General features: G+C 70.2%; 21 protein-coding genes and 1 riboswitch. Of the genes, 16 read left to right on the top strand and 5 right to left on the bottom strand.

Annotation, left to right across the window (positions count from 1 at the left end):
* The first annotated feature begins 158 nt into the window (after positions 1-158).
* From coxB to P1P75_RS16250, 4 genes are all read left to right on the top strand, one after another.
* The gene (gene coxB / locus P1P75_RS16265) at positions 159-1,118 is read left to right on the top strand and encodes a cytochrome c oxidase subunit II (protein ID WP_319255822.1); all 960 of its coding nucleotides are present in this window, start codon (positions 159-161) and stop codon (positions 1,116-1,118) included.
* Positions 1,115-2,851 carry a cytochrome c oxidase subunit I gene (gene ctaD, locus P1P75_RS16260; protein ID WP_319255820.1) on the top strand — a complete coding sequence of 579 codons (1,737 nt, stop codon included), beginning with the start codon at positions 1,115-1,117 and terminating at the stop codon, positions 2,849-2,851. Before coxB ends, ctaD begins: the two co-directional genes overlap by 4 nt.
* Positions 2,848-3,246, top strand: coding sequence for a cytochrome c oxidase subunit 4 (locus P1P75_RS16255; RefSeq protein WP_086768173.1), 399 nt, complete (start codon positions 2,848-2,850; stop codon positions 3,244-3,246). Before ctaD ends, P1P75_RS16255 begins: the two co-directional genes overlap by 4 nt.
* Positions 3,247-3,376: 130 nt before the next feature.
* Positions 3,377-4,636: an Ig-like domain-containing protein gene (locus P1P75_RS16250; RefSeq protein WP_319255818.1), complete on the top strand. Its 1,260-nt coding sequence runs from the start codon at positions 3,377-3,379 to the stop codon at positions 4,634-4,636.
* Between the two features lie 81 nt (positions 4,637-4,717).
* Here P1P75_RS16250 and P1P75_RS16245 read toward each other — a convergent pair whose 3' ends face one another.
* Entirely contained in the window at positions 4,718-5,119 is a 402-nt protein-coding gene (locus P1P75_RS16245) for a hypothetical protein (RefSeq protein WP_086768178.1), read from the bottom strand.
* 180 nt (positions 5,120-5,299) lie between these two features.
* Here P1P75_RS16245 and P1P75_RS16240 point away from each other — a divergent pair, with 180 nt between their 5' ends.
* The 6 genes from P1P75_RS16240 to P1P75_RS16215 all read left to right on the top strand — a co-directional run bounded on the left by P1P75_RS16240 (position 5,300) and on the right by P1P75_RS16215 (position 12,450).
* Positions 5,300-5,920, top strand: a complete 621-nt coding sequence (locus tag P1P75_RS16240; protein ID WP_073491889.1) for a heme-copper oxidase subunit III — start codon at positions 5,300-5,302, stop codon at positions 5,918-5,920.
* A gap of 65 nt (positions 5,921-5,985) precedes the next feature.
* Entirely contained in the window at positions 5,986-6,798 is an 813-nt protein-coding gene (locus P1P75_RS16235; protein WP_319255816.1) for a c-type cytochrome, read from the top strand.
* Positions 6,795-7,853 (top strand): Rieske 2Fe-2S domain-containing protein, encoded by a 1,059-nt coding sequence (locus P1P75_RS16230; protein WP_319255814.1) that lies wholly within the window; start codon positions 6,795-6,797, stop codon positions 7,851-7,853. The genes P1P75_RS16235 and P1P75_RS16230 overlap by 4 nt, the downstream gene beginning before the upstream one ends.
* Positions 7,850-9,472: a cytochrome bc complex cytochrome b subunit gene (locus P1P75_RS16225; protein ID WP_086768184.1), complete on the top strand. Its 1,623-nt coding sequence runs from the start codon at positions 7,850-7,852 to the stop codon at positions 9,470-9,472. The genes P1P75_RS16230 and P1P75_RS16225 overlap by 4 nt, the downstream gene beginning before the upstream one ends.
* A 140-nt stretch (positions 9,473-9,612) precedes the next feature.
* Complete coding sequence (trpD, locus tag P1P75_RS16220; RefSeq protein WP_319255812.1) at positions 9,613-10,677, top strand: anthranilate phosphoribosyltransferase; 1,065 nt, start codon at positions 9,613-9,615, stop codon at positions 10,675-10,677.
* 86 nt (positions 10,678-10,763) lie between these two features.
* Positions 10,764-10,880: riboswitch (SAM riboswitch) on the top strand.
* Positions 10,881-11,088: 208 nt separating this feature from the next.
* The gene (locus tag P1P75_RS16215) at positions 11,089-12,450 is read left to right on the top strand and encodes an aminotransferase class V-fold PLP-dependent enzyme (RefSeq protein WP_319255810.1); all 1,362 of its coding nucleotides are present in this window, start codon (positions 11,089-11,091) and stop codon (positions 12,448-12,450) included.
* A 28-nt stretch (positions 12,451-12,478) separates the two neighbouring features.
* Here P1P75_RS16215 and P1P75_RS16210 read toward each other — a convergent pair whose 3' ends face one another.
* Both P1P75_RS16210 and P1P75_RS16205 read right to left on the bottom strand, forming a co-directional pair.
* Positions 12,479-12,760, bottom strand: coding sequence for an Lrp/AsnC family transcriptional regulator (locus P1P75_RS16210; RefSeq protein WP_086768190.1), 282 nt, complete (start codon positions 12,758-12,760; stop codon positions 12,479-12,481).
* A complete protein-coding gene (locus P1P75_RS16205) occupies positions 12,757-13,491 on the bottom strand; it encodes a rhomboid family intramembrane serine protease (RefSeq protein ID WP_319255809.1) in 735 nt (244 codons plus the stop codon). The genes P1P75_RS16210 and P1P75_RS16205 overlap by 4 nt, the downstream gene beginning before the upstream one ends.
* Positions 13,492-13,662: 171 nt before the next feature.
* On the opposite strand from P1P75_RS16205, the gene P1P75_RS16200 reads away from it, so the two are divergent.
* From P1P75_RS16200 to P1P75_RS16180, 5 genes are all read left to right on the top strand, one after another.
* Positions 13,663-13,902: a hypothetical protein gene (locus P1P75_RS16200; RefSeq protein WP_086768194.1), complete on the top strand. Its 240-nt coding sequence runs from the start codon at positions 13,663-13,665 to the stop codon at positions 13,900-13,902.
* 36 nt (positions 13,903-13,938) lie between these two features.
* Positions 13,939-15,285: an NYN domain-containing protein gene (locus P1P75_RS16195; protein ID WP_319255807.1), complete on the top strand. Its 1,347-nt coding sequence runs from the start codon at positions 13,939-13,941 to the stop codon at positions 15,283-15,285.
* A 211-nt stretch (positions 15,286-15,496) separates the two neighbouring features.
* Positions 15,497-16,531 carry an NlpC/P60 family protein gene (locus P1P75_RS16190; RefSeq protein ID WP_319255805.1) on the top strand — a complete coding sequence of 345 codons (1,035 nt, stop codon included), beginning with the start codon at positions 15,497-15,499 and terminating at the stop codon, positions 16,529-16,531.
* A gap of 226 nt (positions 16,532-16,757) precedes the next feature.
* Positions 16,758-17,774 carry an NlpC/P60 family protein gene (locus tag P1P75_RS16185; RefSeq protein WP_319255803.1) on the top strand — a complete coding sequence of 339 codons (1,017 nt, stop codon included), beginning with the start codon at positions 16,758-16,760 and terminating at the stop codon, positions 17,772-17,774.
* An 87-nt stretch (positions 17,775-17,861) separates the two neighbouring features.
* Positions 17,862-19,058 (top strand): hypothetical protein, encoded by a 1,197-nt coding sequence (locus P1P75_RS16180; protein ID WP_319255801.1) that lies wholly within the window; start codon positions 17,862-17,864, stop codon positions 19,056-19,058.
* 16 nt (positions 19,059-19,074) lie between these two features.
* Here P1P75_RS16180 and P1P75_RS16175 read toward each other — a convergent pair whose 3' ends face one another.
* Complete coding sequence (locus P1P75_RS16175; RefSeq protein WP_319255799.1) at positions 19,075-19,599, bottom strand: PadR family transcriptional regulator; 525 nt, start codon at positions 19,597-19,599, stop codon at positions 19,075-19,077.
* A 149-nt stretch (positions 19,600-19,748) separates the two neighbouring features.
* On the opposite strand from P1P75_RS16175, the gene P1P75_RS16170 reads away from it, so the two are divergent.
* Positions 19,749-21,074: an MATE family efflux transporter gene (locus P1P75_RS16170; RefSeq protein WP_319255797.1), complete on the top strand. Its 1,326-nt coding sequence runs from the start codon at positions 19,749-19,751 to the stop codon at positions 21,072-21,074.
* Here the strand turns inward: P1P75_RS16170 and P1P75_RS16165 are convergent.
* On the bottom strand, positions 21,035-22,306 hold the full coding sequence (locus P1P75_RS16165; RefSeq protein ID WP_319255795.1) for a glycosyltransferase family 87 protein: 1,272 nt from the start codon (positions 22,304-22,306) through the stop codon (positions 21,035-21,037). The two genes, P1P75_RS16170 and P1P75_RS16165, sit on opposite strands and share 40 nt — an antisense overlap.
* Positions 22,307-22,355: the final 49 nt, after the last annotated feature.

Genomic DNA, 22,355 nt, shown 5'->3' with positions numbered 1-22,355 from the left:
TAGCGCCTTCCCGAGAGTCTCGCCCGCGCGACCCCAAAACGCGTCCAGTAGGGTTTGGTCCGCATAAACATCCAAACCCCTGCCCGACGCAGGGCGGCGACCTACCAGCGAGAAGGCCGCAGCCGACCGCGCGGGCGAGACTCTCGGGAAGGCGCTACGTGAGTCCCAACGGCTCCGACCGCTCGCCGCGGCGCCCGATGCGGCGGAAGCTGCTGCAGGCACTGACCGCGGGCCTGGTCCTTGCGACCGCAACCGGTTGCACATACGAGGACTTCCCCCGCCTTGGTATGCCCACCCCGACCACGGAAGAGGCTCCGCGGATCCTCTCCCTGTGGCAGGGCTCGTGGGCTGCCGCGCTGGCCACCGGCGTGCTGGTGTGGGGCCTGATCCTGTGGAGTGCTTTCTTCCACCGGCGCAGCCGCACCAAGGTCGAGGTACCTCCGCAGACCCGGTACAACATGCCCATCGAGGCCTTGTACACGGTGGTACCGATCATCATCGTCTCGGTCCTCTTCTACTTCACGGCCCGCGACGAATCCAAGCTGCTCAGCCTCGACAAGAAGCCCGACGTCACGGTCAACGTGGTCGGCTTCCAGTGGAGCTGGTGCTTCAACTACATCGAGGGCGTCGACGGTTCCACCGGTGACGCGAAGTCCGACAAGAACCTGGCCGCCATCCCGGACCGGTACAAGAAGGACTTCCCGGCCGACGCGGGCGGTGTCTACACCTGTGGCACCCCCGGTGAGCGGAACCCGCAGACCCACAACCCCGGTCCGACCCTCTGGCTCCCCGAGGGCAAGACGGTCCGCTTCGTCCTCACCTCGCGGGATGTCATCCACTCCTTCTGGGTGGTGCCGTTCCTCATGAAGCAGGACGTCATCCCGGGCCACACCAATGCCTTCCAGGTGACCCCCAACAAGCAGGGCACCTTCCTGGGCAAGTGCGCCGAGCTCTGCGGCGTCGACCACTCGCGGATGCTGTTCAACGTGAAGGTCGTCTCCCCCGAGCGTTACGAGCAGCACCTCAAGGACCTCGCGAAGAAGGGGCAGACCGGTTACGTTCCCGCGGGCATCGAGCAGACGGCCCACGAGAAGAACCGGGAGACGACAAACCTGTGAGCATCCTCAACGAACCCCAGGGTGCCGCCGCAGCAGGGTCCCACTATGAGGACGAGCTGCCGGTCCGGGCTCAGCGCCGCGGCGAACTCGTCGTCAAGTGGCTCACCACGACGGACCACAAGACGATCGGCACGATGTACCTCGTGACGTCGTTCGCGTTCTTCTGCATCGGTGGCGTGATGGCGCTCTTCATGCGCGCCGAGCTGGCCCGTCCGGGCCTGCAGATCATGTCGAACGAGCAGTTCAACCAGGCGTTCACGATGCACGGCACGATCATGCTGCTGATGTTCGCGACGCCGCTGTTCGCCGGCTTCGCGAACTGGATCATGCCGCTCCAGATCGGCGCGCCGGACGTCGCGTTCCCGCGGCTGAACATGTTCGCCTACTGGCTCTACCTGTTCGGCTCGCTCATCGCCGTCGGTGGCTTCCTCACCCCGGACGGCGCGGCCGACTTCGGCTGGTTCGCCTACTCCCCGCTGTCGGACGCGGTCCGCAGCCCGGGTATCGGCGCCGACATGTGGATCATGGGTCTGGCCTTCTCCGGCTTCGGCACCATCCTCGGCTCGGTCAACTTCATCACCACGATCATCTGCATGCGCGCACCGGGCATGACGATGTTCCGCATGCCGATCTTCGTGTGGAACGTGCTGCTGACGGCCGTCCTGGTCCTGCTGGCCTTCCCGGTCCTCGCGGCCGCGCTGTTCGCCCTGGAGGCGGACCGCAAGTTCGGCGCCCACATCTTCGACGCCTCCAACGGTGGCGCGTTGCTGTGGCAACACCTCTTCTGGTTCTTCGGCCATCCAGAGGTGTACATCATCGCCTTGCCCTTCTTCGGCATCATCAGTGAGATCATCCCGGTCTTCTCCCGCAAGCCGATGTTCGGCTACATGGGCCTGATCGCCGCGACGATCTCGATCGCCGGCCTGTCCGTGACGGTGTGGGCGCACCACATGTACGTCACCGGCGGTGTGCTGCTGCCGTTCTTCTCCTTCATGACGTTCCTCATCGCCGTCCCGACGGGCGTGAAGTTCTTCAACTGGATCGGAACGATGTGGAAGGGGTCACTGAGTTTCGAGACCCCGATGCTCTGGGCGACCGGCTTCCTGGTCACCTTCACCTTCGGTGGTCTGACCGGCGTCATCCTGGCCTCGCCGCCGATGGACTTCCACGTGTCGGACTCGTACTTCGTGGTGGCGCACTTCCACTACGTCGTCTTCGGCACCGTCGTCTTCGCGATGTTCGCCGGCTTCCACTTCTGGTGGCCGAAGATGACCGGCAAGATGCTCGACGAGCGCCTCGGCAAGATCACCTTCTGGACGCTGTTCGCCGGCTTCCACGGCACGTTCCTGGTCCAGCACTGGCTGGGTGCCGAGGGCATGCCGCGCCGCTACGCGGACTACCTGGCCGCCGACGGCTTCACCGCCCTGAACACGATCTCGACGATCAGCTCGTTCGTGCTCGGCCTGTCCGTCCTGCCGTTCTTCTACAACGTGTGGAAGACCGCCAAGTACGGCAAGCCGGTCGCCGTCGACGACCCGTGGGGCTACGGCCGCTCCCTGGAGTGGGCGACCTCCTGCCCGCCGCCGCGGCACAACTTCCTCACCCTGCCGCGGATCCGCAGTGAATCCCCGGCGTTCGACCTGCACCACCCCGAGATCGCAGCACTCGAGCAGCTGGAGCACGCCGGTCACGGCGCCGGCGCCATCGCGGGCAGCAAGGAGGCCGGCAAGTGAAGATCCAGGGCACGATGTTCATCTGGCTCGCCGTCTTCCTCCTTGCCATGGCGACCGTCTATGGCGTGTGGTCGAAGGAGCCGGTCGGTACGACAGCGCTCTTCCTGTCCTTCGCCCTGGCCATCATGGTCGGCTTCTACCTGGGCTTCACCGCCCGGCGGGTCGACACCGGTGCCCAGGACAACAAGGAGGCGGACGTCGCGGACGACGCCGGCGAGCTGGGCTTCTTCAGCCCGCACAGCTGGCAGCCGCTCTCCCTGGCCGTCGGCGGCGCCCTCGCCTTCCTGGGGGTCGCGGTCGGCTGGTGGCTGCTCTACTTCTCCGCCCCGCTGATCCTCATCGGCCTGTGGGGCTGGGTCTTCGAGTACTACCGCGGTGAGAACCGCACCCAGTAGCACGCGACGCGCGCGTCAGAGCCCGGACACTCCGTCAGGAGCGTCCGGGCTCCTGCTTTTGCCGTAATCGGAGTCGCCCGTACGTGTCACCCAGCGCGCCATGGTTGACGCGGCTGCCTAGCGTGAGGTCATGAGCCACGAACCCCGCCCCGGCACCGTCGTCAGCTGCACCCTGCTGGTGACCGCCCTGGTCGCGGGCGCAACCGCCTGCGGCTCGGACGGCAACCCGCTCTCCTCACGTCCGTACGACGCGACGGACCAGATCTCCTTCAACGTCACCGGCGGCGACGCCAGGAAGGCCGACCCGGACAAGCCCCTGGAGGTCAGGGCCGAGGACGACGACGAACGGATCACCGACGTCACCGCCCTCGACGCCGCAGGCCGCTACCTGGCGGGCGAACTCTCCGCCGACGGGAGCCGCTGGCACAGCACCGAGCCGCTGGCCGCAGACGCCCACTACACGGTCCGGGTGAGCACCGAGGACGAGGACGGCGCCCCCGGCCGCCGGGTCCTCACCTTCGACACCGGAAAGCCCACCGCCAAGAAGCGGCTGACCGTCACCTTCGGCCCCGGCGCGGGCACCTACGGCGTCGGCCGGCCCGTCACCGCCGAACTCAGCCGGGCGGTCAAGGACCCCGCCCAGCGGGCCGTCGTCGAACGCGCCCTGAAGGTCGACGCCAAGCCCGCCGTGCAGGGCGGCTGGCACTGGGTGGACGACAAGACGCTGCACTACCGCCCGAAGGACTACTGGCCCGCCCACGCCACGATCCGCGTCCACAGCAACCTGGACGGCATAAAGGTCGGCGACCGTATCTGGGGCGGAAGGTCGAAGGACGTCAGACTCACCATCGGTGACCGCGTCATCGCCGTCACCGACGCCTCCTCGCACTCCCTCACGCTGTACCGCAACGGCGAAGAGGTGAAGAAGATCCCCGTCACCACGGGCAAGCCCGGCTTCGAGACCCGCAACGGGGTCAAGGTGATCCTGGGCAAGGAGTACTTCGTACAGATGCGCGGCACCAGCGTCGGCATCGCCGAGGGCTCCTCGGAGTCGTACGACCTGCCCGTCTACTACGCCACCCGCGTCACCTGGAGCGGCGAGTACGTGCACGCCGCCCCCTGGTCCGTCGGCTCCCAGGGCTACGCCAACGTCAGCCACGGCTGCGTCGGCATGAGCACCTCGAACGCCGAGTGGTTCTTCGACAACGTCCGCGAGGGCGACATCGTCCAGGTCGTCAACAGCGGCGGCGACACGATGGAGACCTTCGGCAACGGCTTCGGCGACTGGAACCTGGACTGGAGGAAGTGGCGCGAGGGCAGCGCCCTGACCGGTGGCAAGCAGAAGACCCAGGAGGAGGACCCCTCAAGGCTGCGACCGGCTGCCGTATAGCCCCCCCCCACGAGCGCGGGGACCGGCGCAGACAGCCACGCACGGGCCCTCAGCCGCCGGAAAACCCCCGCACCCGGCCTCTCAGGTGCCGACCAGGTTCTTGCGCCGCAGAATCGCCGCCAGGGCCGCCGCGAACTCCACGGGATCCACCGGCAGGGTCACCGCAGCCTCCGCCCGGCTCCACGTGGCCAGCCACGCGTCCTGCGGCCGCCCGATGAGCAGCAGCACCGGCGGGCAGCGGAACACCTCGTCCTTGATCTGCCGGCACAGTCCCATGCCGCCCATGGGCGCGGCCTCGCCGTCCAGCACGCACACGTCGATCCCGCCCTTGTCCAGCTCCGTCAGCACGGCGGCGGACGTCGCGCACTCCAGGAACTCGACCAGGGGCGCGTCCGGGGCCGGCCGCCGGCCGACGGCCAGCCGCACCTGCTCCCGGGTGTTGGCGTCGTCGCTGTAGACCAGCACCGTGGCGGTCGCCTGCATGGTTCCTCCGCGTCATTGGAGTGGAACTTCCGGGGTACCGATGGGGCGGATGCTACTCCCCCGAACACCCCGTCAACACCTGTTGGAACATGCCTGCGATGGGCCATCCGGGCAGTACACGACGTGTGAACACTCCGAACGGCACCCCCCGGAGTGAGGGCGGGATAAGCGACCGACATAATGTCGGTCGTGGCGACAGCAACGACAGTAGATACCGGGCACGCGCACCCGTCGGTCAACCGGCCGAACCTCACCAGCGTCGGAACCATCATCTGGCTGAGTTCCGAGCTGATGTTCTTCGCGGCCCTCTTCGCGATGTACTTCACCCTGCGATCGGTGACGGGTCCGGACTTCTGGTCCGAGAAGGCCCACGCGCTGAACCTTCCGTTCTCCGCGACGAACACCACGATCCTGGTGCTCTCCTCCCTCACCTGCCAGCTCGGCGTCTTCGCCGCCGAGCGCGGTGACGTGAAGAAGCTCAGGATGTGGTTCATCGTCACCTTCGTGATGGGTGCGATCTTCATCGGCGGTCAGGTGTACGAGTACACCGAGCTGGTCAAGAAGGACGGGCTCTCGCTCTCCTCCGACCCGTACGGCTCGGCGTTCTACCTGACCACCGGGTTCCACGGCCTGCACGTGACGGGTGGCCTCATCGCCTTCCTGTTCGTCCTCGGCCGCACCTACGCGGCGAAGAGGTTCACACACGAGCAGGCGACGGCGGCCATCGTCGTGTCCTACTACTGGCACTTCGTCGATGTCGTCTGGATCGGCCTCTTCGCCACGATCTACCTGATCAAGTAGCCGGGCCCGATCCCGCACCCATCCCGCACGCATCGACGCAGAAGATCCTGACACCGGGGTAATCCGTGAAAAAGCTCTCCGCACGACGACGCCATCCGATGGCGGCGCTCGTCGTCCTACTCCTCGCGCTGGCATGCACCGGGGGGCTGTACGCCGCGTTCGCACCCGCGAGCAAGGCGCAGGCAGACGAAACCGCCCAGTCCCTCGCCATCGACGAGGGCAAGAAGCTCTACGCCGTCGGCTGCGCCAGCTGCCACGGCACCGGCGGTCAGGGCGGTTCCGACGGTCCGAGCCTGGTCGGCGTCGGCGCCGCGGCCGTCGACTTCCAGGTCTCCACGGGCCGGATGCCGGCCGCGACCTCCCAGGGCGTCCAGGTACCGAAGAAGAAGAACATCTACACGCAGGCCGAGATCGACCAGCTCGCCGCGTACATCGCCTCGCTCGGCGCGGGCCCGAACGTCCCCACCGAGGCCCAGTACGGCCCCGAGGGCGCGGACATCGCCAAGGGCGGTGATCTGTTCCGCACGAACTGCGCCCAGTGCCACAACTTCACCGGCAAGGGCGGTGCCCTCACCCGGGGCAAGTACGCGCCCTCGTTGGAGGACGTGGATCCCAAGCACATCTACGAGGCCATGCAGACCGGCCCGCAGAACATGCCCTCCTTCCCCGACACGACGCTGTCGGAGCAGAACAAGAAGGACATCATCGCGTACCTGGACGCGGTCAACAGCTCCGACTCCGAGAGCCCCGGCGGCCTTGAGCTGGGCGGCCTCGGGCCGGTCAGCGAGGGCCTCTTCGGCTGGATCTTCGGTCTCGGCGGGCTGATCGCCGTAGCCGTGTGGGTCGCCGCCCGGACCGCAAAGGCCAAGAAGTCATGAGTAGCCAAGACATTCCAGAAGAGAACCTGCCCGCTGAGCAGGATCACGCCCATGGAGCCGTAGGCGTCGCGGACGAGAAGAACCCGTTCGCCGACCCCGGGCTGCCGCCGCACGAGCACCGGATCCAGGACATCGACGAGCGGGCCGCCAAGCGGTCCGAGCGTGCGGTCGCCTTCATGTTCACGCTGTCGATGCTGGCCACCGTCGGCTTCATCGTCTCGTACGTGGCGATCCCGCACGACAAGTCGGTCTTCATCTTCCCGCTCGGCCACATCAGCGCGCTGAACTTCGCGCTCGGTATGACCCTGGGCGCGGCCCTGTTCTGCATCGGCGCGGGAGCGGTCCACTGGGCCCGCACCCTGATGTCCGACGTGGAGATCGCCGACGAGCGTCACCCGATCGCGGCCGAGCCCGAGGTCAAGGCCAAGGTCATGGCCGACTTCCGGGACGGCGCCAAGGAGTCCGCGCTGGGCCGCCGCAAGCTGATCCGCAACACGATGTTCGGCGCGCTGGCCCTGTTCCCGCTCTCCAGCGTGATGCTGCTGCGCGACCTCGGTCCGCTGCCCGGCGACAAGCTGCGCCACACGCTGTGGGCCAAGGGCAAGCTGCTCGTGAACGTGAACACCAACGAGCCGCTGCGTCCCTCGGACGTCGCCGTCGGTTCCCTCACCTTCGCCAAGCCCGAAGGCCTGGAGGAGCACGACCACGACTTCCAGACCGAGATCGCCAAGGCCGCCCTGATGATCGTCCGCATCCAGCCGGACAACATCAAGGACAAGCGCGAGCTCGAGTGGTCGCACCAGGGCATCGTGGCGTACTCGAAGATCTGCACCCACGTCGGCTGCCCGATCTCCCTGTACGAGCAGCAGACGCACCACGTGCTGTGCCCCTGCCACCAGTCCACCTTCGACCTGTCCGACGGTGCCCGAGTCATCTTCGGCCCCGCCGGTCACGCCCTGCCGCAGCTGCGCATCGGCGTGAACGACGAGGGCTACCTCGAGGCGCTCGGCGACTTCGAAGAGCCCGTCGGTCCTGCCTTCTGGGAGCGCGGATGAGTAACAAGGACGACCGCCGCAAGGCACCCGCGGGCGAGCGGGTCGCCGACTGGGCCGACGGCCGCCTGGGGATCTACTCCCTGGCCAAGGCCAACATGCGCAAGATCTTCCCGGACCACTGGTCCTTCATGCTCGGTGAGATCTGCCTCTACAGCTTCATCATCATCATCCTCACGGGTGTGTACCTGACGCTGTTCTTCCACCCGTCGATGAACGAGGTGGAGTACCACGGCAGCTATGTCCCGCTGCAGGGTCAGCTGATGTCCGAGGCCTTCAACTCGACCATGCACATCTCCTTCGATGTGCGCGGTGGTCTGCTCATCCGGCAGATCCACCACTGGGCCGCGGTCATCTTCCTCGCCGGCATGTTCGTGCACATGATGCGCGTCTTCTTCACGGGCGCCTTCCGCAAGCCGCGCGAGATCAACTGGCTGTTCGGCTTCCTGCTGTTCGTCCTGGGCATGTTCACCGGGTTCACCGGCTACTCGCTCCCTGACGACCTGCTCTCCGGTACCGGTGTCCGCTTCACGCAGGGCGCGATCCTGTCCGTGCCGATCGTCGGCACGTACATCTCGATGTTCCTGTTCGGCGGGGAGTTCCCGGGCGGCGACTTCGTCGCGCGGTTCTACTCGATCCACATCCTGCTGCTGCCGGGCATCATGCTCGGGCTCGTGGTCGGCCACCTGATCCTGGTCTTCTACCACAAGCACACCCAGTTCGCGGGTCCCGGACGCACCAACAAGAACGTCGTCGGCATGCCGCTGCTGCCGGTCTACATGGCCAAGGCCGGAGGCTTCTTCTTCCTGGTCTTCGGTGCCATCGCGGCCATCGCGGGCTTCGCGTCCATCAACCCGATCTGGGTGCTGGGCCCCTACCGTCCCGATCAGGTGTCCACCGGTGCCCAGCCCGACTGGTACATGGGCTTCGCCGAGGGTCTGATCCGCGCCATGCCGGGCTGGGAGATCAACTTCTGGGGCCACACGCTGGTCCTGGGCGTGTTCATCCCGCTGGTGCTGTTCGGTGTGTTCCTCGGCATGATCGCCATGTACCCGTTCATCGAGTCCTGGGTCACCGGCGACAAGCGCGAGCACCACATCCTGGACCGTCCGCGCAACGCCCCGACCCGTACGGCCTTCGGTGTCGCCTGGGTCACCGGCTACATGATCATGCTGATCGGTGGTGGCAACGACATCTTCGCCACCCACTTCCATCTGTCGATCAACGCGGTCACCTGGTTCGTCAGGATCGGCTTCTTCGCCGGACCCGTCATCGCCTTCGTGGTCACCAAGCGGATCTGCCTCGGCCTCCAGCGCCGCGACAAGGACAAGGTGCTGCACGGTCGTGAGACCGGCACCATCAAGCGACTGCCGCACGGTGAGTTCATCGAGGTGCACGAGCCGCTCAGCCAGGAGGCGCTCTACACGCTCACCTCGCACGAGCAGTACACGCCGGCCGAGATCGGCCCGACGGTCGACGAGAACGGCGTCGAGCGCAAGGTGGGGCGCGGCGAGAAGGTCCGCGTCAAGCTGAGCAAGGCGTACTACGGCGAGGAGAACCAGATCCCCAAGCCGACCGTCGAGGAGTACAAGGAGATCACGAGCGGCCACGGCCACCACTGATCACTGCGTCGCCACGCAACGAAAGAAGGGCCCCGTCCGGTGTTCGGACGGGGCCCTTCGCCCTGTCCGCGGCTGGATAGGGTGGACCTGTAGAGACGCGCGTCCCGTGCAGCGGGACCACACCGAACCAGGAGCGGCTTATGAGCGCTGTGACCCCCGCCGGAGGCGACACCGCGGCGGACCGTTCCTGGCCCGAGGTGCTGAACGCCCTGCTGTACGGCCGCGACCAGAGCGCCGACGCCACCGCGTGGGCGATGGACCGGATCATGCGGGGCGAGGCCACCGACGCCCAGATCGCCGGGTTCGTGGTGGCGCTGCGCGCCAAGGGCGAGACCGTCGAGGAGATCAACGGACTGGTCCGCGCGATGTACGAACACGCCAACGTGATCGAGGTGCCCGGCGCGACGGTCGACATCGTGGGCACGGGCGGGGACGGCGCGAAGACGGTCAACATCTCCACGATGTCCTCGATCGTCGTCGCCGGCACGGGTGCGAAGGTCGTCAAGCACGGCAACCGGGCCGCGTCCTCCGCGTCCGGCGCCTCCGACGTCCTGGAGAAACTGGGCGTCCGCCTCGACCTGACCCCGCAGCGGGTGGCCGAGGTCGCCGAGGAGGCCGGGATCACCTTCTGCTTCGCGATCAAGTTCCATCCGGCGCTGCGTCACGCGGGCGCCGCCCGTGGCCAGTTGGGCATCCGCACGGTCTTCAACGTCCTCGGTCCGCTGACCAACCCGGCCCGGGTGCGCGCCCAGGCCGTCGGGGTGGCGGACCCGCGCATGGCGCCGATCGTCGCGGGCGTCTTCGCCGAACGCGGCAACTCCTCGCTGGTGTTCCGCGGCGACGACGGCCTCGACGAGCTGACGACGACCTCCACCTCCCGGGTCTGGGTCGTCCGGGACGGCAAGGTGACCGAGGAGTCCTTCGACCCGCGCGACGTCGGCCTCGACATGGTCCCCGTCGAGGCCCTGCGGGGCGCCGACGCCGCCTACAACGCCGAGGTGGCGCGCAGGCTGCTGGACGGCGAGACGGGCCCGGTCCGGGACGCCGTACTGCTGAACTCGGCGGCGGCCCTGGTCGCTCTGGAGCCGACCGGGGCGCCGCTCGCCGAGCAGCTCCGGGCCGGCATGGCCAGGGCCGCGGAGTCCCTCGACTCGGGGGCTGCGAAGCGGACGCTGGACCGCTGGGCGGCGGTCACCCACGCCTAGGCGCGCAGCGAGGACGCGGTCCAGGCCGTCTCAGGGAATGGACCGCGCCTTGCGCGTCGATGATCGTATGGCAGGATGCTGTACCAGGTCATGAGCGACAGTCATGAGGCCCCGGCCGACTGTCCGGCAACCCTCCGTCCGTGGCGGGGTGCCCCGGGTGAGGACCAGGCCGCAGACAGCAAGGTCTACGGCAAGCGCGGACCCCTCGCACTCTCTTCCGAGTGAGCGCGGCCAGGGGTCCTGGTCGTCGAGGAGCCTTCCGTGAGCAAGCGAATGCGATAGGGCCGCAGAGCCCCGCTTCAGCGTCCCTCTGTCACCTTTCCCACGCTTGAGCCGTAGTCGCTCGCGTGTCGCCGTGCCCTTCGGGGTCTCCCCCGAACCCGCGGCCCTTGCCTCTCACGGGAGTTCGCCATGTCTGTCTCCACCGCTGCCGCCACCCAGACCATTTGCGCCCCGCTGCCCGTTCTGGGCCGTGACGTCACCGTTCCGCTCGTCACCGGCGGCGTAGTCGGCTACGCGGCCCTCGACTACGCCGCCAGCGCTCCCGCCCTCCAGCGTGTCTGGGACGACGTGGCGGCCTACGCCCCCTACTACGGCAGCGTCCACCGCGGCGCCGGCTACCTCTCCCAGCTCTCCACCGACCTCTTCGAGAACGCCCGCCGGACCGTCGCCGAGTTCCTCGACTGCCGGGCCGACGACCAGCTGGTCTTCACCCGCTCCACCACCGACTCCCTCAACCTCCTCGCCGCCGCGCTTCCCGCCGGCTGCCAGGTCTTCGTCTTCGAGACCGAGCACCACGCCTCGCTGCTGCCGTGGCAGGACGCCAGGGTCACCTACCTCGACGCCCCGCGCACCCCGCGGCAGGCCGTCGCCACCCTGGAGCGCGCGCTCGCCGGCCGGGACCCGCACGGCCCCGCCCTGGTCTGCGTCACCGGCGCCTCCAACGTCACCGGCGAGCTGTGGCCCGTACGCGAACTGGCCGCCGCGGCCCACGCCCACGGGGCCCGGATCGTCCTGGACGCCGCCCAGCTCGCCCCGCACCATCCGGTGTCCGTCCGGGACCTGGACGTCGACTGGGTCGCCTTCTCCGGCCACAAGCTCTACGCCCCCTTCGGCTCCGGCGTCCTGGCCGGCCGCGCCGACTGGCTGCGGGCGGCCGAGCCGTACCTCGCGGGCGGCGGCGCCAGCCGCAAGGTCACCCGGCGTCAGGACGGGGGAGTGGACGTGGAGTGGCACGAGAGCGCCGCCCGGCACGAGGCGGGCTCCCCCAACGTCATCGGCGCCTACTCCATCGCCTCCGCGTGCAAGGTGCTCACCGAGGCGGGCTTCGGCGCACTGGTCGCCCGCGAGCAGCACCTCGTCGAGAAGGTCCGCACGGGCCTCGCGGAGGTCCCCGAGGTGCGGATCCTGTCCCTCTTCGGCGACGACGCCCCGCGGGTCGGCGTCATCTCCTTCGTCGTGGACGGCTGGAACAGCTCGCACTTCGCCGCCGCGCTCTCCGCCGAGTACGGCATCGGCGTCCGCGACGGCCTGTTCTGCGCCCACCCCCTGGTCCGCACCCTCCTGGGCAGCGACCCCCAGACCCAGGGCGAGTGCGGTGCCCCCGAGGCGGCCCCCGGCGAGAAGTCCCTCAACGCGATCCGCGTGAGCTTCGGCGCGGGCACCCCCGACGAGCACGTCGACCGTTTCGTGACGGCGGTGCGGGAACTGGTGACCGAGGGTGCGACGTGGACGTACCGGACCGAGGACGGCCGCTGCGTCCCGGCGGTGTAGTTCCGGTTCTGTCCGCCGGGGGCGGTGGTCAGGAGTCCAGGCCGATCGCGAAGGCCGCCTCCAGGTCGTGCTGCGAGTACGTACGGAACGCCACGTGCGTGTCCGTCGCCTCCACGCCCGGGATCTTGCTGATCCGCCCCGGGATCATCTCGGCGAGATCCTCGTGCCGGCGCACCCGCACCATGGCGATCAGGTCGTAGGTGCCGGTCACGGAGAACACCTCGCTCACGGACTCCAGCGAGGCGATCGACTCGGCGATCTCGGGGATCCGGTCCACGCTGGTCTTGATGAGGACGATCGCGGTGATCACGGCTGGTTCTCTCCCTCGGGGGCCGGAGCTGGGCTGGTCATTACTCTAGTGGGCCGGGTGAACCGGGCCCACGCGTAGACGAACCCCAGCCCGAAGCCCACGAGGTGCGCCAGGTACGCGACGCCCGGACCGGACCCCGCCCGTCCCGCCGCCAGCCATTGCAGCGCCGCCCAGAAGGGCAGCACGACCCAGGCCGGGAAGCGCAGCGGGAGGAAGAACAGGAACGGCAGCAGACTCGTGACGCGGGCCCGGGGAAACAGGTACAGGAACGCGCCGAGGACCGCCGAGATCGCCCCGGAGGCCCCGACCAGGGACTGCTCGGAGCCGGCGTTGACGGCGGCGTAGCCCAGCAGGGCCAGTGAGCCGCAGCCGAGGTAGAAGAGGGTGAACTCGGCGCGGCCCATCCGGTGCTCGGTCATGGCGCCGAAGACGTACAGGAAGAGCATGTTGCCCAGCAGGTGCACCCAGCTGCCGTGGACGAACAGGGCGGTGAGGGGGGCGAGGGCGGCCCTCGGCCCGCCTTCGAACAGGTCTGCGGGGATCACGCCCCAGCGGCGGAAATAGGCGCGCTGCGCGAGTACCTGCTCCTCGCCGGTGCCGTACACCGGACCGAAGCCCGAGGCCGGGCCGATCACGAAGATCAGGCAGCACAGGGCCATCAGGAGGTACGTCACCGGGGCCACGGGGTGGCGGACGGCCCGGCCCAGGGGCCCGCTCCAGTCGCTGATCATGGATACAGAGCATGGCGTAACGGGACGTACAGGGCCGGACCGCCTCGCCGCCGTGGACGGACGGGCGGCGGGTACCCGCCAGGCCGTAGGGTTACGAGCCACATACTCCGGGGAGCGCTGTGCGCACCCCGGTCCCGGAAGACCGACACTAGAAGGAAGCGGACGGTCACGATGACGGTTCCCCTGCCGACCGCCACGACGCGGTGGCGCTGCACTCTCTGCGGCAACCTCACGCGGTTCGACGTGACGCGCTCGTCGAAGGTCGTCGAGTACGTTCACCTCGACCTCGCCGGTGAGGCGAACGTGGAGGAGCGCGAGGTGGTCAGTGAGACCATCGAGTCGGTGCGGTGCCGTTGGTGCAACGCCGTGGATCAGGTGGAACTGGTGGACAGGCCGGGCGCCGGCTCCTGAGGGAGCCGGTCCCGCACAGCTAGTGGGGTGTGACGGATGGTGGAGACCACGGGCGGGGGGCCGGGCGACGGCGCCGCCGAGGTGCTCGACCGTCCGCTGCCCGACGGCGTGCGCCGCCGGGTCGTACAGATCGTCTCGGACGGCTTCGGTGGTCTGACCGTCGTAGAACTGCCCGCCCAGTTGCGGCAGTACGCCCGGTTCACCCCGAACCGCCGGGCCAAGTTCGCGGGCAACGCGATGGCGGCAGCCCTGGAGACCGATCCGCTGTTCCGGCAGCGCATCGCGGAGAAGTTCAGAGAGGCCCAGCCGGAACTGGCCGGTGTCCTCGACTCCGGCTCGCCGCCGCCCCCGGCCGCGGACCCGCTCGACGTGGCGGCCGCGGCCTATGTGCTGCGCCCCACCGGCTGGGTCAAGCTGGTCACCGCGGCCGGCGAGGAGGCCCAGCGGGCGGACGCCGAGCGGGCCGGCGAGGAGAGCCGCGCGGAGCTGGAGCGGCTGCGCGAGCAGCTCGCCGAGGCCCGGGAACTGACCCGGACCGAGACCGAGCGGCTGCGCACCGAACTGGACGCGGCGAAGCGGGAGGGCGAGTCGCTGCACCGCAAGCTGCGGTCGGCCCTCAGTGACGTCAAGCGTGGTGAGGCCGCGCTGCGCAAGCTCCGCGGCGAGCTGGACACCGTGCGGAGCGAGGGGCAGGCGCAGGTGTCCGCGGCCGAGAGCGAGTCGCGCCGGCTGAAGGCGCGGCTCGGCGAGGCGGAGGCCGCCCTGGAGGCCACCCGGCGGGCGGCCCGTGAGAACCGCAGCGTCGAGGACATGAGGGTACGGCTGCTGCTGGACACCCTGCTGGAATCGGCCCAGGGGCTGCGCAGGGAACTGGCGTTGCCGCCGGTGTCGGTGCGTCCCGCGGAGACCGTCGACGCGGTGGAGCCCGGCCGGATGACCCCCAAGGACATCGCCGCCCGCGCGCTGTCGGAGAACGACCCCGCGATCCTGGACCAGTTGCTGGCCCTGCCGCAGGCACATCTCGTCGTCGACGGCTACAACGTGACCAAGACCGGCTATCCGCAGATGCCGTTGGAGAAGCAGCGGCTGCGGCTGCTCGGCCAGCTGTCGGCGCTGGCCGCGCAGACCGGCGCCGAGGTCACCTGTGTCTTCGACGGGGCCGAGCTGGTGGCGCCGGTGCTGCTGGCGCCGCCGCGCGGGGTGCGGGTGCTGTTCTCCAAGCCGGGGATCACCGCCGACGAGCTGATCCGTCAGCTGGTGCGGGCCGAGCCGCCCGGCCGGCCGGTCATCGTCGCCTCGACCGACCGCGAGGTGGCCGACGGGGTGGCCAAGGCGGGGGCGCGGCCTGTCGCTTCTGCGGTGCTCCTGAAGCGACTGACCTGAAGGTCAACGTAAAGGGCCAATGCCCGAATTGGCGCAATCGTCACGCAACGTAGCGTCAATCACGTGTCACTGCATGTGGGTTGTGTGTAAAGAATGCGGTCCGTCGCCGACTTTTTCTGCGTCAGGATTTGAAGTGATCACAAGAAGGTCACTAGGGTCTGCCTTCGAATCTCCGCACGAGTGATCACTCACAAGAAGGAGCTCGCTCTCCGTGGCGTCCCACCGTCGACCCAAGCAGCCGAGTCGCACACGCGTGACCGTGCTGACCACCGCGGCCGCTGCCGCTGTTGCCCTGAGCTCGCAGGCGGCCAACGCCGCTCCGAGCGAGAAGCCCAGCAAGGACGAGGTCAAGTCCAAGGTCGACAAGCTCTACGAAGAGGCGGAGCAGGCCACCGAGAAGTTCAACGGGGCCAAGGAGAAGCAGGAGAAGCTCCAGAAGGAGGTCTCCACGATCCAGGACAACGTCGCCCGCGGCCAGGACGAGCTGAACGAGCTGCGCGACTCCATAGGCCTGGCGGCCGCGGCCCAGTACCGCACCGGCAGCATCGACTCCTCCCTCCAGCTGTTCCTGTCCTCGAACCCGGACGACTACCTGGACAAGGCGTCCACCGCCGACCAGTTGAGCGCCCAGCAGGTCGAGTCGCTGAAGAAGATCCAGGAGAAGCAGCGCGAGCTGGCCCAGGATCGCGCGGAGGCCTCCGGCAAGCTCAAGGACCTCGCCTCCACCCGCACCGAACTGGGCAACAAGAAGACGGAAGTCCAGGCCAAGCTGGCCGAGGCGCAGAAGCTCCTCAACACGCTGACGGCGAAGGAGAAGGCCGACCTGGCCGCCGCCGACGCCCGCGCCAGCCGCGACGCCGGTGACCGCGTCGACCTCGGCAACACGGGCCCCGCCTCCGGCCGTGCGATGGCCGCCTTCCAGGCCGCCCAGAGCAAGATCGGCTCGCCCTACGTCTACGGCGCCACCGGCCCGTCCTCCTTCGACTGCTCCGGCCTGACCTCCTGGGCGTTCGCCCAGGCCGGCGTCGGCATCCCGCGCATCTCCCAGGACCAGGCCAACGCCGGCACGAGGATCTACTCCCAGTCCGACCTCAAGGTCGGCGACCTGGTGATCTTCTACGGCGACCTGCACCACGTCGCCTTCTACGCGGGCAACGGCCAGGTGCTGCACGCCCCGCGCAGCGGCACGGTCGTGCGCTACGAGTCGATCAACAACATGCCGTTCCAGTTCGGCGTCCGGATCTGAGCATCCGCGCGATCGCGACACCGTGACGCCCGAACGGGCGAATCACCACGACGTGAGCTGACCCCACACCCCGCCCATGACCTGCGTCAGAGGCGGGGTGTCACGTTGTGTGGCCGCAGAGGTCTTTGATGGGCCCCCCGTCGCGGGGTTACTGTCTGCCGCGTTTCCCCGCCACGTGTGCCGGGGGGACCATCTCTGTCCGCCAGTGGAAGGAGCGCGGCTTCCCGTGGGGTCCCATCGCCGCCTTGCACCGTCCGGGTTCGACCGGGGCGCCCTGTGCGTCCTGTCGGCCACGGCAGCAGCCCTCAGTGCCGTCGCGGCCGCCGTACCGGCGGCCACGGCCGCCCCGCAGGAGGACACCCGGGGTGAGGTGGACCGCCTCTACGAGGCAGCCGAGAAGGCCACCGAGGCCTTCAACGAGGCCGGGGAGCGGGCCGGCACCCTGCGCCGGCAGGTCGGCGACTCCCAGGACCGGATCGCCCGTACCCAGGAGCGCGTCAACGATCTGCGCGAACGGCTCGGCTCGCTGGCCGGCGCCCAGTACCGCTCCGGCGGCCTCGACCCGTCCCTGGCGCTGCTGTTCTCCGACGACCCGGCCGACTACCTCGACAGGGCCTCGGTCCTCGACCGCATCACCACCCAGCAGGCCGGTGAACTCAAGGACCTCCGGGGCGCCCTGCGCGAACTCGCCCAGGAACGCACCGAGGCCACCCGCAAGCTCGGCGAGCTGGAGAAGAGCCGCGAGGCCGTCGAGAAGCACAAGCGGACCGTCGAGCAGAAGCTCGCCAGGGCGCGGCAGCTGCTGAACTCCCTGCCGTCCGTCGAGCGCGCCGCCTACGACCGGGCCTCCCGGTCCGGCCGCTCCGGCCTGCCCGGTCCCGAGGGTGCCCCCGCGACGGGCCGGGCCGGCGCCGCCCTGGCCGCCGCCCGCTCGGCGCTCGGCAGGCCGTACGTCTGGGGCGCCAACGGCCCCACCGGCTTCGACTGTTCGGGCCTGGTGCAGTGGTCGTACGCACAGGCCGGGGTCGGCCTGCCGCGGACCTCGCAGGCCCAGGCGCACGCCGGGCGGCGGGTCCCGCTCTCCCAGGCGCGGCCCGGTGACATCGTCACCTACCGCTCCGACGCCAGCCATGTCGGCATGTACGCGGGCAACGGCCAGGTCATCCACGCCCCCTACCCGGGTGCGCCCGTGCGCTACGACCCGGTCGGGATGATGCCGGTGTCCTCGGTGACGAGGCCCTGAGCGGAGCCCTGAGCGGAGCCGTGAGCGGGGCGTGCGGCGGGCGCCGGGCGGGTTCCGTCCGGGGCGGCTCACCGTACGATCGGGGCAATGGCTGGTCGAGGGCGGGCGCGCGGATCCGGAGCCGTGGGGCTCGCGGTGCTGTTGCTCGTTCCGCTCGTGGGCTGTGGCGGGCGGCCCGCCACGGACACCGCCAGGGCCGAGGTGCAGCGGGTGCTGGACCGGCGGGCCGCCGCCGTCCTGGCCCATGACCGGGCCGCCTACGCCACCACCGGGGACCCCGCCGCGTACACCCGGATGCGGGCCGTGCCGCTGGCCGCCTGGTCCTACCGGGTCACCGCCGTACGGTCCGGGGGGTCCGGCGCCGTCGCGGCCGACGCGGAGCTGAGCTACCGCATCGAGGGCCACGACAGGGCGCCGGTGACCGTGGCCCGCACCCTGCGGCTGACCCGCGACGGAGCCGGGCGGTGGGCCGTGGCCTCCGAGGAACCCGCGCGAGAAGCCGGCCGGCAGCTCTGGGACCAGGGCACGGTCACCGTCGTGCGCGGCACGCACAGTCTCGTCCTCGGCGTCGGCCAGTCCGGCGCCCTTCTGCGGAGCTTCGCCGGGCTGGCCGACCGGGCCGTCCCCGCGGTCTCGCAGGCGTGGGGCACCGACTGGGCCCGGCAGGTCGTCGTCCTCGTACCGAAGTCGCTGGACGGCATGGCGGCCCTGCTCGGCTCGCCGGCCTCCTCCTACCGGGGGATCGCCGCGGTCACCACGGGGGAGACGGGCGGCGGGCCCGACGCGCCCGCCGACCGGGTCATCGTCAACCCGGAGGCCTACGCGATGCTCGGCCCGGTCGGCCGGCAGGTGGTGCTCACCCACGAGACCACGCACGTGGCCACCCGTTCCGACACCAACGCGGCGACCCCGCTGTGGCTGTCGGAGGGGTACGCCGACTGGGTCGGCTACCGCGGCACCGGCCGCACCCCCGACGAGGCCGCGCCCGAGCTGCAGAAGGCCGTCCGTGAGGGCCGGGCGCCGGGGGAGCTGCCGTCGGACGGGGACTTCGGCTTCGCCGGGGACGCGGCACGGCTGGCGCGGGCCTACGAGGGCGGCTGGACGGCCTGCCGGATGATCGCCGAGCGGTGGGGCGAGGAGAAGCTCGACGCGTTCTACCGGGCCGTGGGCGAGCACGGGAAGCGGCCGGGGGCGGTCGAGGGGGCGATGGAGAGCGTGCTGGGCACGGCCCTGGAGGACTTCACCGCCCAGTGGCAGCGGTACCTCCACGACGAACTGGGCTGAGCGGCGCCGCTGCCTCTCACTTCTCCAGCGCCGCGATCGCCTCTTCCAGCCAGGCCCGTTCGGCCTCGCCCGTGGCCCGCGCCACCCGCAGCACGCCCTGCCGGAACAGGTCCCCGGCCTCCTCCGCCCGTACGGGGTCGCCCTCCCGGTAGAAGAAGCTCGACGGCGTCAGAAGGAAGTCCAGCCGGCGGCGCAGCACCGCGGCCTGCTCGTGCGGGTCGGACAGGTGGCGCAGGAACGACAGGACGGTGTTGAAGCGGACCTGGTCGGTGATCTCGGTCGGCGCGGGGTGCCGCAGCCGCTCCAGCAGGTCCGCGCGGCCGGCCTCCGTCAGTGACAGCACCCGGCGGGGGGCCGCGCTCGCGCCGTCCTCGGTGTGCTGGTCGAGCTTGCCGGCCGTCACCAGCCGGGTGATCGCCGGGTAGAGAGCGCCGTCGCTGACCGGGCGGACATGGCCGCTGAGTGCCTTGATGCGTTCCTTCAGCTCGTACCCGTGCAGCGGCTGCTCGGCGAGGAAACCGAGGATCGACAGTTCCAGCATCGGCGGGCTCCTTCGTGCGGACTCCTCGTCGGGGGCCTCTTCTTGCCGTCACCGGCGCCTCATGCTACCTCTTGTCGAGCTATCTCGAAACGAGGTAGCTCGACAAGAGGTACCTGCCAGGTCGCAGGACCGAAGGAACGGAGATCCCCGTGCGCAGCCACCGCGAGCAGCTCGTCGCACTCGCCCGCCCGGTCTACTTCTCGCTCCTCGCCTCCGTCGCCGCCGGTCTGATCAACACCGTCTGGGTCTCCCGGCTCGGCGGGCCGGCTGTCGCCGCCGTCGCGGTCGCCACCACCGCCGAGAACGTGCTGCTCGGCATCGCCCTCGTCTTCGCCTCCGGCACGACAGTGCTGGTCTCGCGCGCCCGCGGCGCAGGCGACCTGTCGGTCGTGCGCGCGGCCGTACGGGGCGGCTGGGCGCTGTGCGCGGCGGTCACGCCCGTCGTCGCCGGGGGCGGCTTCCTGCTGCGCGAACCGCTGGCCCGGCTGGTCCTCGGCGGCGACGACGGGCCCGCGCTCGGCCTAGCCGTCGCCTACTTCGCGATCTCCATGCCGGGCGTGGCCGTCTTCTTCGCGCAGAACCTCGTCGACGGCCTCCTCAAGGGCACCGGCGACACCCGCACCCCGATGCGCCTGGCCCTGCTGGCCAACACGCTGATCCTCGCCCTCGACCCGCTCCTCATCCACCTGTACGGCGTCCCGGGCGCCGCCGCCTGCACGGTGCTGTGCCGGTGCGTCGCCCTCGGGCTGGGCCTTCTCGCGCTGCGCCGCAACGCCTTGCTGAAGTCGGCCGCCGAGGCGCCGGCCGCCGGGACGACCGGGGCCGCCCTCCGGCGGACGCTGACGACCGGGCTGCCGATGTCCCTCGACTTCACCGTGCGACAGGCCGGCGCCCTCGCCCTGGTCGCCGTCGTCGCCCGGCTCGGGGTGACGGCCGTGGCCGCGTACGCGATCGCCTACAAGGTCCTGTACGTCGCCACCATGGCCTTCTACGCCGTCCGGCAGGCCGCCTCCATCCACACGGCACACACGCTGGGCGCGGGGCGGCCGGGGCAGCGGTGGGCGATCGGACGGCAGGCGGTGCTCGTCTCCGGGACCGTCGGGCTCGTGGCCGCCCTGCTGCTGGCCGCGGCGGCGCCCTGGATCATGGCCGGCTTCGGCGCCGGGCCCGCCGTGTCGGCGGAGGGCGTGCTGTTCCTGCGCTGCGTGGGCCCGTATCTGCTGTTGACGGCGGGATTCATCGCGCTCGGCGGGGTCTTCGAGGGCAGTGGGGGAGCGCCCGTGCTGCTGCGGGTGACCGTGCTCGGCACGGCCGTCCAACTGCCGCTCGCGTACGCCCTGTCGGGGCTCGGGCTGCCGGGGGTGTGCCTGGCGCTGGCGCTCTCGATGGCCGTGCAGTGCGCGGTGGTGGGCCTGTTGCTGCGGCGGGCGAGAGGTCAGGAGGAGGCCGCGGTGTCCTTGGTGCGGGTGGGGTGACCGGGGTCGGCGGGCGGGGCGCCGGCGCGTGGCACCGTCGAGTGCCACAGCCGTACGGCCGCGGTGACCGTGGCCGCGGCGAGCAGGGCGTTGCGCAGGAACAGCAGGGCCAGCCCGAGGGGATCGCTCGCGACGACATGCCCGAACCAGACCGGGAACTCCAGCACCGTCACCAGGGACGCGGCCAGCACCAGGGCGGTCGGTGGCCCCATCCTGCTGTCCCGGAAGCAGAGGCAGACGGCGGCCATGCCGACCAGCCACACCAGGTACTGCGGGCTGATCACCCGGCTCGTGACGGTGAACAGCAGGACGGCGGTGAAGGCGGCGTCCGCGAGCGTGTGCGGCGCGAACCGTCTCGCCCGCAGCCGCCACAGCAGCAGCCAGCCGAACGCGGCCACCGTCAGCCCGAGGGCCGCGTCGCTCACCACGCCCACGTGAGGGCCGACGAACTCCACCGAGCCGTAGTGGAGCAGCACCTCGCCGCTCCAGCCGAAGTGCCGGGCCACATGGAAGACCAGGGCGCCCAGTGACTCCACCTCGGTGCCGCGGTCGCGCTGGGCGGACAGGAAGGCGAAGGCGCCGGGCGCGGTCAGCGCGAACAGGGCGGACAGCGCGCCGGCGGTGACGGCCGCGGCGCCCCACGCCCGCCGCCGCACGGCACCGGTCAGCAGCAGTACCGGCCACACCTTCAGCAGCGCCCCCAGACCGACCAGCGCGCCCATGACCCGGGGGTGGCGGACGCCGGCGAGCAGCGCGGCCACCGCCACCGCGGTCACCATCAGGTCGTAGCGGGCGTACACCGTCGGGCCCAGCAGGGGGACGCCCGCCACCCACACCCGGGCGCCGCGCGGGGAGCGGCCCGCGCGCAGCAGCAGGACGAGGACCGCGAGGTCGGCGAGGAAGGCCAGGACGAAGAAGGCCGACGCGTAGTCCAGGAAGGGCAGCAGGCCGGGGGAGAGGATCGCGAGGGCGGCGGCGGGCGGGTACTGCCAGGTGACGTCGTCCACCGGGAAGGTGCCGGTGCTCAGCACGTCGTACCAGCCCCGGTAGATCACCGACACGTCCGTGGTGACGTCCGGGCCGGGGAAGACGTAGACCCTGAACACGCAGAGCAGCAGCGCGAGCCGGGTCACGGCCCAGGCGCCCAGCAGGCCTGTCAGCCCTGTCAGCCCTGTCAGCCCTGTCAGGCCGGCCAGGGCGGTCGGGCCCGTCGGGGAGAGCCTGTCGTCCATGAACTGCACTTCTGCCCCTGTTCGCGCCTGTTCGTTCACTTTGGCAAGG

Origin of the sequence: Streptomyces sp. ID05-39B, assembly GCF_033794725.1 — a bacterium.
In the GTDB taxonomy this organism is placed as follows: Bacteria; Actinomycetota; Actinomycetes; order Streptomycetales; family Streptomycetaceae; genus Streptomyces; species Streptomyces bobili.
Note: the sequence above shows the minus strand (reverse complement) of the source record. Positions and strands in the feature narration are given on the sequence as shown.